We start from the raw sequence: 13,367 nt of genomic DNA, 5'->3' as shown, positions 1-13,367 counted from the left end.
ACGAAGTGATGCTGAAAGGTCACGACAAAAACACAAAATCGCCACCAAATCTGGACAAAAACCTGTGCCTACCCCCGGCATTTCGGCAGATGAGCAAGATATTGCGCATCACCAGTTGTCCTTAAACCATTTTACCGCCCGTTTGAGTGATCTTGCCGGGTAGTTTTCGGCAGGAATTTCAAAGTCCCACCATTCGTCTTGGGGATTTGCTGCGAACAACGTCAGCCCAACAGCGCTTGAAAAGGCCGGGCCAATCGCGGCCTGAGGCAGGCCCTGCACACGCAACGGACGGCCAAGACGGACCTGTTGGCCGAGGATCTTGCTCGCCAGCCCATCCAATCCGGGAATTTGGCTACCACCACCGGTCAACACAATCTGCTGCCCTGGCAGATGTTCAAACCCTGCCGCATCCAGACGTTCGCGGACTTCTTCCAAAATCTCTTCGACACGGGGGCGCATAATGCCGATCAGTTCGGCGCGGCTTACCGTGCGTCGGTCATGTTCCCAATCGCCGGTATCGCCACCAATCTCGATCATTTCGCGGTCGTCCATACCGGTTGCCATAACGCCGCCGTAAAACGTCTTGATCCGCTCTGCGGTTGAGGCCGGAATTTGCAGACCCATTGAAATGTCAGAGGTTACATGTTCGCCACCCATCCGCACGGAATCGGCATAAATCATATGCTTTTTCATAAAGACGGACAGACCGGTGGTGCCACCCCCAAGGTCGATACAAGCAGCGCCAAGCTCTTGTTCGTCCTCAACCAGCGACGACATGCCAGACACATACGCCGAAGATGCAATCCCGGCCAGTTCCAGATCACACCGTTTGATACAGTAAAAGATGTTGTGAACCGCCGTCGCATCAACCGTCAACATATGCATATCGGTCTTCAACTCATTGCCGATCTGGCCACGCGGGTCTGACAGACCAGAGCGGTGATCCAGCGCAAAATTGACAGGCTGTGCATGCAGCACTTCACGGTCAGCGCCATAATCCGGCACATCGCAGGACGCCATGACCTGGCTGATATCCTGTTCTGTGATCATCGCGCCTGACACGTTCAACGTGCCATCCAGACCATAAGAGCGTGGTCGCGCACCGGACAAACAGGCAATCACGTGATCAACACGGACATTGGCCATTTTCTGCGCGGCCTGCACCGCAGTACGGATTGCGCGTTCCGTTTCCTGCATCGCGTCGACTTCGCCAAACCGGACGCCACGTGACCGGGTTGTGGCGGCACCAATGACGCGAAACTGCGATTGCCCGGCAAGCGAGCCGACACCATCAGTGCGAAATTGTTCGGGCCCATCAAAGCGCAACACAAGGCAGGCGATCTTGGACGTACCGATGTCCAAAATGGCGACAACACCCCGCTGCATCGCCGCTTTGCGCATCTGCCGCATGGCCCGTTGGCTGTCGTAAAGATCGCCCATCAGTTATCTGCCCCATCATCTATTGTATTATTCACCCGGCGCAGTGCATCTGCTGCCTCTTCATTCATTCGCAGCGTCGGCCGATTGGTGTTGCGCATATCCACAATCGCCACATCACGGCTCAGCATGTCTTGCGCATCATTCAAGGCGATCACGCGATCAAGTGCTGCCGCCGGATTATCGCCAGGTAAAAGGATGCGTTGATCGCGATCCAGCACCATGTCCCAGCGCCGTTCGCCCATACGCACAAGGCCGCGCACCCGGTCAATCAACGGACCAGCCGCATCAAACAGTGTCAGTGCTTCGGCAATGTTATATTCCGCGCCGTCGCCTGCGATGAGCGGCAGATCAAGGCGTTCGGCACGTGCACCGATCTGGCCCGATTGCACACCATCGGCATCAATCAACCGCAGCGTTGCGCCATCACGCCAAAGTGCGACAGGAACGCGCGGGTTCAACGCGATCTCTAACGCACCGCCCTGCCCGACACGCACGCTTGCGGATTTGATCGGATCAAGCGCTTCGATATCAGCCCGGATTTTTTCTAGGTCGATATCAAACGAAGAGAATGGAAATTGGGTCGGCAGACGTGCAGTGACTTCGGCCAACGCAATTGCGTCACCGCCGGTTACATTCATGGTCTGCACCATGAATTGCGGGCGTTGCTGAAAGCTTTGCTTGGTGTCTTCGATTTTTGCTGCAAGCTCTGCCCGGTTTTCGGGTTGTGAATACCAAGACCCGAAAATTGCCACGATCAGCAAAAGTGGTACGCCAATACGGACAGTTCCGCGAAATCCCGGTGTCAGCATAAGGCGCTGGTAGCGATACCCTAGCTTTGATGGTGCGGGATCACGCGGTGCAGCGGCAGGTGCAGGGCGGCGGGTCAACGATCGCATGATGCGTCCTCCACCAACCAGCGGCAGAATTCCGGGAACGCGATGCCGACATGCGCCGCCTGTTCAGGCGTCAGCGAAGTTGGCGTCATTCCGGGCTGCGTGTTCGTTTCCAGCAGGATCAATCCATCAAGGCCCCGCGCCTCGTCCCAACGGAAATCCGTGCGGCTGACACCACGGCACCCAAGGGCATCATGGGCGCGCAAGGCGTAGTCCATACAAGCATCAAAAATGTCGACTGGAATGTCGGCTGGCAATTCATGGCGGGACCCGCCGGGGGCATATTTGGCATGATAGTCGTACCAGCCATCCGTGATGATGTCGGTAACGGTCAAAGCACGATCACCCATCACGGTGGTCGTCAACTCACGACCGGGAGCGAACGCCTCAACCATCACTTCATCTGGCATGTCATCGGCCAGTTGCGGCGGTCCGTTGGCGCCTTCATTTACGATATAAATGCCAACGCTTGATCCTTCGTTGTAAGGCTTCACCACGTAGGGCGGCGGCATCACATGCGCTGCGCGCACCGCATCAGCAGAGGCTAAAATGCTGTCCACAACGGGAAGCCCGACCTTACGATACACATCTTTGGTGCGTTGTTTGTCGAGCGTTAGCGCAGAGGCCAGTACGCCAGAATGCGTATAAGGAATTTGGAGCCATTCCAACACACCCTGAATGGCGCCATCTTCGCCCCAACGACCGTGGAGCGCGTTGAACACAACATCAGGTGCAATTTCGATCAGGCGCGCAGCAACGTCCGGGCCGGCATCGACCTCGATCACATTACATTCCGCGTCCCGTAAAGCCGCCGCACATTCACGGCCCGTACTTAGCGAAACGTCACGTTCCGCAGATGGGCCGCCCATAAGGACAACAACTTTCGGGTTTGTCCTGCTCGACATACCCTACCGCCTTTACGCGGGCCTTTTGCGGCCCGTCATTTATTGCGACCTTTGCCTAAGGTCATGACCATTTTGGTCTGTTATTTCACGGTATCTTCACCCAGACGATGACCGACCCGCTTGATTTCCCATTGTAGCTCAATCCCTTGGGAAGCGTAAACCTTTTTCCGCACCAGTTCGCCCAAATCCTCAAGGTCGGCAGCGGTTGCATCGCCTGCATTGGTCAGAAAGTTGGAATGCATCGCGTTCATCACAGCCCCGCCAATACGCGCCCCGCGCATGCCAGCGTCGTCAATAACCTTCCAAGCCTTCAAATCGTGCACGTCATCCGCATGCCCCGTTGAGGAAAAACCAGCCGGATTACGAAAGGTTGACCCAGCCGTGCGATCCTTGGTGGGTTGGGTTTCATCGCGCTTGGCCAGTTGATCCGCCATGCGCTGATGCAGCGTTGCAGGATCACCCTTCGGCGGTGACAGCCGCGTCGACACGATAACAGCGCCATCAGGCAACGCGCTTTGACGATAGGCCAATTGCAGCGCATCGGCGGCCATTTCAGTGATTGTGCCATCACGCAAAACAACAGTCACGGATTGCAACACGTCTGCGGTATAAGTGCCGTAACATCCGGCATTCATCCGCACCGCACCGCCAATGGTGCCGGGAATGGTACGCAGGAATGTCAGATCAAAACCGGCATCCGCCGCTTTGCGCGCCACATGCGCATCCAAGGCAGCCGCCCCTGCCGTGACCGTATCTTCACCAATCTCAATCCCGTTAAAGCCACGACCCAGACGGATCACAACACCGCTGATCCCGCCGTCGCGGACAATCAGGTTACTGCCAACGCCCATGGGAAACACAGGCGTTGCAGGATCAAGGGCTGCCAGAAAGTCAGAAAGGTCTTGCACGTCGGCGGGCTGAAACAGCACTTCTGCCGGGCCGCCAACGCGCATCCATGTCAGATCAGCGAGAGGTCGGTGCGGTGTCAGTGTGCCCCGCACGAGAGGAAGGTTGTTCATCTTGTTCTTTACTACCCTTTGCCCAACCCACGAGGGCGCCGACCAAACCACCAACCCCAACCGGAGCGCTGACCCCGATAAGAGCGGCGGCATAGCCAAGAACATCCCATCCGCTGGCGTTGTACATTCCAAAAAACGCGATGCCTGTAAAGGCAGCCCACATCACGCCTATAATCGACAGGCCCAGCTTGTTGCGGCGCTTACTAAAAAAGAACGAAAGCGATAGTGCGGCAAGAAAGGCCACGCCTACTACCGCAAATAATATGATTTCTTCACTAATCATGATTCTACTCCATTTTTGAACATAGTTCATGATTAGAGTAAATATGAACAGCGTTCAAGCATTATCTTTTGAGATGAATTTACTTAAATCTTGTGGTCATCTTGCCTGCGCAACAGCCAGCCCAACAGTGCCCCTGCTGTTCCGCCCAACAGTGCTGGTACACAGGCCAACAGCGCCACCGTCATGGCGAAAACCGGATCAACACCAAAGGGCCGCCCGCTGGCATAGATAAAGATCGCCAAAGTCGCGCCAATCACCGAAAGGATGGTCCACGCCAATCCGGTTTGCCCTTCACGCATCAGTTTGGTCAGCAACATAAACGGCAATCCCGCACAGGTCAGCATCACGCCAAGGACCAACACTTGTGTCATGTCACTTCACCCCTAGTTTTTGCTTCACGCGCTGCCACAGGAAATAGACCGGCCAGCGCAATATCGACCCGCCCGCCAGCAAGGCCAGTGCACCCATCAGAAACCCATCGTTCCAGAAAATCCAGATAACAAGAGGCATACCAACCGCAATCAGCACATAGGCCCGCCGCCAATGATTGTCGTTTGATGGTATCGCGGCCATGACGAAGGCCAGCACAACCCAAAGCCCGATTAGGATCAGCGGGTTGGTCACCCCTTCAGGCGGGCTGGCAATTCATTCGCCCAAGCACTGATCGTACCGGCTCCAAGGCAGACCACCATATCACCTGATTTGGCCTGTTCGCGCACTAGACGTTCCAGATCGTCCTCGGATTCGACCGTGCGTGCGTGGCGATGTCCGTGGCGGATCAGCCCGGCAACCAGATCGCGATGACTTGCGCCATCAATCGGCTCCTCCCCGGCAGAAAAAACCTCTGAGATGCCGACAACATCGGCGTCGTTGAAGCAGGCGCAAAACTCATCGAAATGGTGTGATAGACGGCTGAACCGGTGTGGCTGATGCACAGCAATGACACGACCTTCGGTCGATTGACGCGCTGCTTTCAATACCGCCGCAATTTCGACCGGGTGATGACCGTAGTCATCAATGATTGCCACACCGTCAATTTCGCCCACTTTGGTAAAGCGACGATTGACCCCTTTGAAGCCCGCAAGGGCCGCGCGGATTTCATCTTTTTTCATCCCCAAATGACGGGCCACAGCCACAGCAGACAGCGCATTCGAAACGTTGTGATCACCAGGCATTGGCAATGCGCAACCTTCGATTACCGCATCCTCTGCCTGCAAGGCGATATCAAAATGGGCAACACCCGCCTTGTAGTGCAAGTTCACGGCGCGAATGTCAGCTTGCGCATTGAAGCCATAGGTCACAACACGGCGGTCGGTGATCTTACCGACCAGCGACTGCACATCCGGGTCATCAGTGCAGCAGACTGCCAAACCGTAAAAAGGAATATTGGATACAAAGTCATAAAAGCCCTGATGCAGCGCTTCTTCTGTTCCCCAATGCTCCATATGCTCTGGGTCGATATTTGTCACAATCGCAATGGTTGCGGGCAGACGGTTGAACGTCCCATCGCTTTCATCGGCTTCAACCACCATCCACTCACCTTGCCCCATGCGGGCGTTGGACCCATAGGCGTGAATGATGCCACCGTTGATGACAGTTGGATCAATCCCGCCTTCATCCAGCAAAGCGGCAACCATCGTTGTCGTCGTGGTTTTGCCGTGCGTGCCCGCAACAGCAACATTCGACTTCAGGCGCATCAACTCTGCCAACATCTCGGCCCGGCGTACAACGGGCATACCTTTGGCCCGTGCTGCGTCCAGCTCTGGATTACCCGGCTTGATCGCGGAAGAAATCACGATAACTTCTGCTCCCTCAAGGTTCTCGGCACGCTGTCCTTCAAAGATGATCGCGCCCAAAGACTTCAGTCGATCGGTGATCTTAGAGGCTTTCAGATCAGACCCTTGCACCGTGTAGCCGTGGTTCAGCAACACTTCGGCAATGCCGGACATTCCAATCCCGCCAATACCCACAAAATGGATCGGGCCCACATCAAGGGGCAGTTTCGTTGCTGCATTCATTCTAGGGTCCCCATCCATCATGTCTTGCCCGCCTCTGCCAGATCATCAACCAATTCCACAAGGCGCTCTGTCGCGTCCGGTACACCGCAGGCCGCTGCCGCCTGCGCCATTTTCAGCATCCCGCGCTCGTCCGACAGCAATTCGGTCAGCTTAGCAGTCAGGGGTGCCACTTCAAAATCCGCCTCTTGCATCAATGTCGCAGCACCGGCCTCGACCAACTGCCGCGCGTTCGCCGTCTGCTCATCGCGGATCGCACCGGCATAAGGTACCCAGATTGCCGGGCGACCGATGACGCTGACATCGGCAACAGTAGATGCACCCGAACGTGAAATCACCAATTGCGCCTCGACCATCCGGCGGGGCACATCATCAAAAAAGGTCTGTACATCCGCCTGGATCAGCTCGCTTTCATAGTATTCGGTGACGCGTGCCAAATCCTCTGGCCGCGCCTGATGGCTGACCCTGATGTTGCGGCGTATTTCTTCTGGCAAAGCCGCAATCGCAGGAGGGACCACATCAGACATGATCCGCGCCCCTTGCGAACCGCCCATGACAAGGATCGACATCGGATAATCACCCGGTGGGATATATGGGGCATTGGTATGCGCCAAAACCGCTGCGCGCACCGGGTTGCCAGTATGCACACCTTCAATCTCGCCGGGCAGGTCGGTCGGCCAAGTCCCGCAAGCAATCTGATCGACGCGTTTGGCAAACAACTGGTTCACGCGGCCCAGAACACCGTTCTGTTCATGGATCATCCGCGGAATACGCAACGCCCAGGCCGCCGACATCGCCGGGATCGCCGGATAGCCGCCAAAGCCCACCACAACGGTCGGGCGGTCCCGAAACATGCGCCATTTGGCAGCACCAATACCGCCCAAGATCCGAAATGGCACCATCAGCTTGTGCGCGATACCGCCACGGGCAAAAGTTGCACTACCAACAATATTCACCTCAACCGCATCGGGAAAGCCGCTGGTATACCGGGCACCGCGCGCGTCTGTCGACAACTTCACCCGCCAGCCTTTCGCCAGCATCGCTTCGGCCAGGGCCTGCGCGGGGAACATATGGCCGCCCGTGCCACCGGCGGCGATAATCAAAAGCGGTGCGGTCATCGGTTTGCCCGGCGCAACAAAATATCCTCCATCGCACCCTGCGGCCGGCTGCGGGTGAAGGCCAACAGCATGCCAACGGCGATGCCGCCTGCGATCAGTGACGATCCACCGTAAGACACAAACGGCAAGGTCATGCCCTTCGCGGGCAGCAGGCGGACGGCGACGCCCATGTTAATCATTGCCTGTACGCCAAAGATGCAAACAAGCCCGGTCCCGGCGAGACGGATGAAAACATCCCGCTCCTTCATCAAACGCAAGAGCGAGCGAACAACGATCACCGCATAAAGCGCAATGATCACCAGCACACAGATTAGCCCGTATTCTTCCGCCGCCACGGCAATAATGAAATCGGTATGTGCATCCGGCAGCGACCACTTCACCTGCCCTTCGCCGACACCCACGCCGAAAAAACCGCCTTCGCGGATTGCGTTGGTGGCATAGCCAAGTTGGGTCGTGGGATCGACATCGGGGGACAGGAACCCATCAATCCGACGGGCGAAATGCTCAGAATTCGCATAGGCGATAGTCCCGCCAAAAACGACAAGCCCGGCGAGAATAATCAGCAAAATCATCGGCGCACCGGCCACAAAATACATCACACCCCACGCAAACAGGATCAATGCAGCTTGGCCAAAGTCGGGCTGCATCGCCAGCATCAGCACAATAATCATGGTCAGCACAAAGGAATAAGCTTTTCCCGGCGGACCACCCAACTGCTGGGACGCCGCCAATAACCACGCAGCCATGACAACAAAGCCCGGCTTAAGAAACTCAGACGGCTGGACCGACGCGAAACCCAGCGAATACCAGCGCGTCGCCCCTTTACCGAAATCCGTGCCAAACACCGGCAAAAACGCCAACGCCACAAAAGCACATAAAAAACCCAGTACAGCCAAACGGCGCACTAGCGTCGGCGACATCATTGACACGACAAACATCACCGTCATCGCCATCCCGCCAAAGATTGCCTGACGCGTTACGTAATGAAACGGCTCCAGTCCATTTTTGGCAGCCAAGGGCGGCGAAGATGCCAGCCCCAATAGCAAACCGATCCCGAACAACAACAGGATGCAAGACATCGTCCATTTATCAATTGTCCGCCACCACCGTGGCAGAACCGGGTCGCCGGATTGCACCGGGACCGTCCCATAGACCATTTCCGTCATGGATCACCGCTCTTTGCCTACATCGCCCGTTTGCCGGGTCTGCATGCATCTTAACCGTCAATTGACTACGATTCCACTGAAAAACCGCGGTCTTCCACTTTCTTCGCCCAATCAAACTTTCGTCGAAGGCATCACCAAAGCTGCAAAATTTGATCTCCCCCACAGCTTGCGCCATATGGGCCGCCATGAATGTAGAAACTCTGATCATCGGTGCGGGGGCCGCAGGCATGATGTGCGCGGCCCACGCAGGCCCCGGCGTGCTGATCGTGGATCACGCCAAGGCGCCGGGCGAAAAGATCAGAATTTCTGGTGGCGGGCGATGCAATTTCACCAACATGCACGCGAGCCCACGGAATTTCATCAGCCAGAACAAGCACTTCTGCAAATCCGCCTTGGGGCGCTATACCCAGTGGGATTTTATTGATCTGGTCGACAGATACGGCATCGCTTGGCATGAAAAGACCCTTGGCCAGCTTTTCTGCGACAATAGCGCCAAAGACATCATCGCGATGCTTCGGGCCGAGATGGAAAAGGCGGGCGCGCAGCTTTGGCTGCAAACCGAGGTCGGAGAGATTAGCCATGATGGCAGCCTGTTCACGGTTGAATTGACACGCGGAGGGCGCAAGCGAACCATTACAACACGCAATCTTGTCGTGGCCTGCGGTGGCAAATCCATCCCCAAAATGGGCGCGACCGGGCTTGGCTATCAAATCGCCGCGCAATTTGATCTGCCCATTATCACCCCGCGCCCCGGTCTTGTGCCGCTCACCTTTTCGGACGAAAAGTTCAAACCACTTGCAGGCGTTGCAGCCCCCGCACGCGTTTCGGCGGGAGACGCCAGCTTTGACGAAGCGATCCTTTTTACCCACCGGGGTCTGTCGGGACCTGCAGTCTTGCAAGCATCATCGTATTGGCATGAAGGCGAAGCGGTTAGCATCAACCTGATCCCCACAGATAATCTGCTGGCCAAACTACAGAACCAACGGCAAAGCGGCGGGCGCAAAGCGCTGACGACAGTGCTGTCACAACATCTGCCCGCCCGGCTTGTCGATCACCTGAGTGCAGAGCTGAAACTTAGCGGGAACATCGCTGACCAAAGCGATGCCAAACTGAACCAACTTTGCGAAAATCTGTCAGATTGGACGCTGACACCCGCCGGATCAGAAGGCTATCGCACTGCTGAAGTGACACTCGGCGGCGTCGATACGGGCGCTTTATCGTCGAAAACGATGGGAGCAAAAACCTTTCCAAGCCTCTACTTCATCGGCGAATGTGTGGATGTGACCGGCTGGTTGGGCGGATACAACTTTCAATGGGCTTGGTCATCTGGTTGGGCCGCCGGGCAGGCCATTGCCAATACGTCAGGTGGATCTTGATCCACCTTATCTTAACAGCGCTTTCACATTTTGAATGAAATCATCGCCCCGCGCCTCAAAGCTGTCATACTGATCAAACGATGCCGCCGCCGGGGCCAGTAACACAACCTCACCCGCCTGCGCATCTGCTGCAGCCTGTGAGACAGCGACATCCATTGTCCCGCACACCTCAGCCTCCGCGCCCATCAACTGACGCGCAAAATCTTCCGCTTCGCGCCCAATCACATAAGCCTTCGCGACATGATCCAGATGCGGCAATAGCCCGTCCAGCCCACCTTCTTTCTGCAACCCCCCGCAAATCCAGCGGACCTTGGGGAAGGCCTGCAAAGCCTTGGCAGCACTGTCCACATTCGTGGCCTTGCTGTCGTTCACAAAGGTCACGCCATCGCGCTCTGCTACGACTTGGCTCCGATGCGGCAGGCCCGGATAGCTTTGCATCGCCGCTTCAATTCCTTTCGGGCCCAACCCCAAAGTCCGGCAAGCGGCATAGGCGGCACAGGCATTTTGATGGTTATGCGCACCGGGCAAACCCGTGATCACGCGCAAATCAATCGACCCGACTTGCCGCCCTTTGCGGTGCTCTGACAAGAACCCTTTACGCGCAAAAACCGTCCAACCTTGCCCTGCCAGTTTCTGCCCAGAGGACACGCGGATCACCCGGTCATCCCCCGGACCTTCGATCAATTGATTGGCGATATAGCGCCCTTCGGCTTCATCCACACCAATCACGGCACGGTCAGGGCCACCTTCGGCAAACAGACGGCGTTTGGCCGCAAAATACCCGCCCACGCCTGCATGGCGATCCAGATGATCCGGACTGAGGTTGGTAAACACGGCCACATCCGGCGTCATACTGCGCGCAAGGTCGGTTTGGTATGAGGACAATTCTAACACCACCACCTCACCATCGTGGGCAGGCTCAATATCCAGCACCCCGCGCCCAATGTTGCCTGCCAATTGCGCGGGGCGACCGTTCTCGACCAAGATATGGTGGATCAGCGCTGCGGTGGTGGATTTACCGTTCGACCCGGTCACGGCAATCACCCGTGGCTGCGTATCAAAATCGTCCCAGCTGGCGGTCGCGAACGACCGAAAAAATAACCCAATGTCGTTATCGACAGGCACTTCCGCGTCCCATGCCGCCGCAATCACCGGGTTTGGTACTGGGTATAGATGCGGAATACCAGGGCTGACGATCAGACAGGCGATATCTTCAAATGCGCCTAATTTGGTCAAATCACGCAGGTTCAGGCCGACATCATCTGCGGCCTCGCGCGCCACAGCGCTATCATCCCACACAACAGGATGCGCGCCGCCAGCCTCAAGCGCCACTGCCGCCGCACGTCCAGACCGACCCAGCCCCAGAACTGCAACTGTTTTGCCTTCATACCCCTGAACCGCGATCATCCCGTTCTCCCTTTGTGCAGTGAACAGGTGCCATCAAAACAGGGGAAGTAGCAAGCCTACCTGATGTGCAAAGCGCGTTTGATGTCGCTGATCGCATCAATTTGCGCGTGGCTTAACTCATCCGAAACAAGACCGGTCAACACATCCTGTAAAAGATCCCAAGATACGTCGCCATTGATTTTGTATAACCGACGCGACAAGCGGCTGACGGCAGCATCTGGCGTCTGGCATTGCCCGACAAGCCAGCGGCCCAGAACCTCCATCTCTTCGGTGTCTTTTGCACTCAGCCGCATCTTTGCGCGCAATAAAACAGTGAGCTGCTTGCGCTGATCCAACGTGGGCAAATCGTCCAGCTCAAGAAAGGCCTGTGCCAACGCGCATATGGCGATATTGGGATCATCGATGCCTTCAACGGGGTGCGCGTTATGCTGGCGACGAAAGGCTAGCTTGCGCGGCGCATTCCGTGCGGTAGTCACCGCGTCTTGGGCCACGTGTACGGCATCGCGAGGGTTTTGGCGTATCCACCAATAAAGCGCACCACCAAGGGCACCTAAAATCAGAATAATAATCGGCATCTTTCATTTTCTCTTCGTTTTGCAGGCAGTATCAGCCGCAACAATGGCGAGAATATGAAAGGCCTTTGATGCGCATGGTCAACGTACCTTCAGCGTCGCCAACCCGATCATCGCGAGGATCAGCGAGATGATCCAGAACCGGATCACGATCTGCGGTTCGGCCCAGCCCTTTTTCTCATAATGATGGTGGATCGGGGCCATGAGGAAAACGCGTTTACCCGTGCGCTTGAAATAGAGGACCTGAATAATCACTGACAACGCCTCAAGCACAAATAAACCGCCTACAATCGCCAGCACGATCTCGTGCTTTGTGGCCACGGCAATCGCGCCCAACGCGCCACCCAAAGCCAACGACCCGGTATCACCCATAAAGACGGCTGCCGGTGGTGCATTATACCACAAAAAACCCAGTCCGCCCCCGATCAAGCCTGCTGCAAAGATCAAAATTTCGCCGGTCTGCGGCACATAGTGCACGTCAAGATATTCGGTAAAGTCGACCCGCCCGACAGCATAGGCAATAATCCCAAATGTGCCCGCGGCAATCATTACGGGCATGATCGCCAGCCCGTCCAGACCATCGGTCAGGTTCACCGCATTGGCCGCCCCCACAATCACAATCACCGCGAAGGGCACAAATAATATGCCAAGGTTGATCAGCGTGTCCTTGAAGATCGGCAAGGCCAGTTGATTGCTCAAATCATCAGGGTGGTAAGCCGCGGCCCAATAGCCAGCGATCGCTGCAATCAAAATGCCCAGCAAAATGCGTACCTTGCCAGACACCCCAGCGGTGTTTTGTTTGGACACTTTGGAATAGTCATCAGCAAAGCCGATGGCAGCAAATGACAGCGTCACAAATAACACCATCCAGATGAACGGGTTATCCAGCCGCGCCCACAGCAGGGTCGAAAACGTCAGCGCGCCCACGATCAGCAAACCACCCATGGTCGGTGTACCCGCCTTGACGAAATGCCCCTCTGGCCCGTCATCGCGGATCGGCTGACCCTTGCCTTGCTTGCGGCGCAGCACGTTGATCAACGGTGGTCCAAAGATGAACCCAAACAATAGCGCCGTCATAAAGGCCCCACCTGCCCGGAACGTGATGTAGCGGAAGAGGTTGAAAAAATCGCCACCATCCGAAAGCGCTGTAAGCCAGTATAACATGCCAGATAC

The 13,367-nt window shown here is 56.3% G+C and carries 14 protein-coding genes; 1 reads left to right on the top strand and 13 read right to left on the bottom strand.

All coding sequences use genetic code 11. From position 1 onward, the window contains the following. Positions 1-108: 108 nt before the first annotated feature. From ftsA to ftsW, 10 genes are all read right to left on the bottom strand, one after another. Positions 109-1,440: a cell division protein FtsA gene (ftsA, locus tag RCCS2_RS10945; protein WP_008234145.1), complete on the bottom strand. Its 1,332-nt coding sequence runs from the start codon at positions 1,438-1,440 to the stop codon at positions 109-111. Then, positions 1,440-2,336 carry a cell division protein FtsQ/DivIB gene (locus RCCS2_RS10940; RefSeq protein WP_008234144.1) on the bottom strand — a complete coding sequence of 299 codons (897 nt, stop codon included), beginning with the start codon at positions 2,334-2,336 and terminating at the stop codon, positions 1,440-1,442. Before RCCS2_RS10940 ends, ftsA begins: the two co-directional genes overlap by 1 nt. Beyond that, positions 2,324-3,202, bottom strand: a complete 879-nt coding sequence (locus RCCS2_RS10935) for a D-alanine--D-alanine ligase (protein ID WP_008234143.1) — start codon at positions 3,200-3,202, stop codon at positions 2,324-2,326. Before RCCS2_RS10935 ends, RCCS2_RS10940 begins: the two co-directional genes overlap by 13 nt. Positions 3,203-3,318: 116 nt before the next feature. Further along, positions 3,319-4,257: a UDP-N-acetylmuramate dehydrogenase gene (gene murB / locus RCCS2_RS10930; RefSeq protein ID WP_037293875.1), complete on the bottom strand. Its 939-nt coding sequence runs from the start codon at positions 4,255-4,257 to the stop codon at positions 3,319-3,321. Then, on the bottom strand, positions 4,202-4,570 hold the full coding sequence (locus tag RCCS2_RS10925; RefSeq protein WP_008234141.1) for a hypothetical protein: 369 nt from the start codon (positions 4,568-4,570) through the stop codon (positions 4,202-4,204). The genes murB and RCCS2_RS10925 overlap by 56 nt, the downstream gene beginning before the upstream one ends. A gap of 53 nt (positions 4,571-4,623) precedes the next feature. After that, positions 4,624-4,911, bottom strand: coding sequence for a hypothetical protein (locus RCCS2_RS10920; protein ID WP_008234140.1), 288 nt, complete (start codon positions 4,909-4,911; stop codon positions 4,624-4,626). 1 nt (position 4,912) lies between these two features. Next, positions 4,913-5,164, bottom strand: coding sequence for a DUF2484 family protein (locus tag RCCS2_RS10915; protein ID WP_008234139.1), 252 nt, complete (start codon positions 5,162-5,164; stop codon positions 4,913-4,915). Then, positions 5,161-6,558 carry a UDP-N-acetylmuramate--L-alanine ligase gene (gene murC, locus RCCS2_RS10910; RefSeq protein WP_008234138.1) on the bottom strand — a complete coding sequence of 466 codons (1,398 nt, stop codon included), beginning with the start codon at positions 6,556-6,558 and terminating at the stop codon, positions 5,161-5,163. Before murC ends, RCCS2_RS10915 begins: the two co-directional genes overlap by 4 nt. 17 nt (positions 6,559-6,575) lie before the next feature. Beyond that, positions 6,576-7,673, bottom strand: coding sequence for a UDP-N-acetylglucosamine--N-acetylmuramyl-(pentapeptide) pyrophosphoryl-undecaprenol N-acetylglucosamine transferase (locus tag RCCS2_RS10905; protein ID WP_008234137.1), 1,098 nt, complete (start codon positions 7,671-7,673; stop codon positions 6,576-6,578). Next, entirely contained in the window at positions 7,670-8,839 is a 1,170-nt protein-coding gene (ftsW, locus tag RCCS2_RS10900) for a putative lipid II flippase FtsW (protein WP_008234136.1), read from the bottom strand. The genes RCCS2_RS10905 and ftsW overlap by 4 nt, the downstream gene beginning before the upstream one ends. Positions 8,840-9,024: 185 nt before the next feature. Here ftsW and RCCS2_RS10895 point away from each other — a divergent pair, with 185 nt between their 5' ends. Beyond that, positions 9,025-10,215, top strand: coding sequence for an NAD(P)/FAD-dependent oxidoreductase (locus RCCS2_RS10895; protein ID WP_008234135.1), 1,191 nt, complete (start codon positions 9,025-9,027; stop codon positions 10,213-10,215). 6 nt (positions 10,216-10,221) lie between these two features. Here the strand turns inward: RCCS2_RS10895 and murD are convergent, their stop codons facing one another. The 3 genes from murD to mraY form a co-directional block, all read right to left on the bottom strand. After that, complete coding sequence (gene murD / locus RCCS2_RS10890; protein WP_008234134.1) at positions 10,222-11,622, bottom strand: UDP-N-acetylmuramoyl-L-alanine--D-glutamate ligase; 1,401 nt, start codon at positions 11,620-11,622, stop codon at positions 10,222-10,224. Between the two features lie 56 nt (positions 11,623-11,678). Further along, positions 11,679-12,197 carry a hypothetical protein gene (locus RCCS2_RS10885; RefSeq protein ID WP_008234133.1) on the bottom strand — a complete coding sequence of 173 codons (519 nt, stop codon included), beginning with the start codon at positions 12,195-12,197 and terminating at the stop codon, positions 11,679-11,681. A 78-nt stretch (positions 12,198-12,275) separates the two neighbouring features. Then, positions 12,276-13,358: a phospho-N-acetylmuramoyl-pentapeptide-transferase gene (gene mraY, locus RCCS2_RS10880; RefSeq protein ID WP_008234132.1), complete on the bottom strand. Its 1,083-nt coding sequence runs from the start codon at positions 13,356-13,358 to the stop codon at positions 12,276-12,278. Positions 13,359-13,367: the final 9 nt, after the last annotated feature.

This window comes from Roseobacter sp. CCS2 (assembly GCF_000169435.1).
Classification (GTDB): domain Bacteria; phylum Pseudomonadota; class Alphaproteobacteria; order Rhodobacterales; family Rhodobacteraceae; genus Yoonia.
Note: the sequence above shows the minus strand (reverse complement) of the source record. Positions and strands in the feature narration are given on the sequence as shown.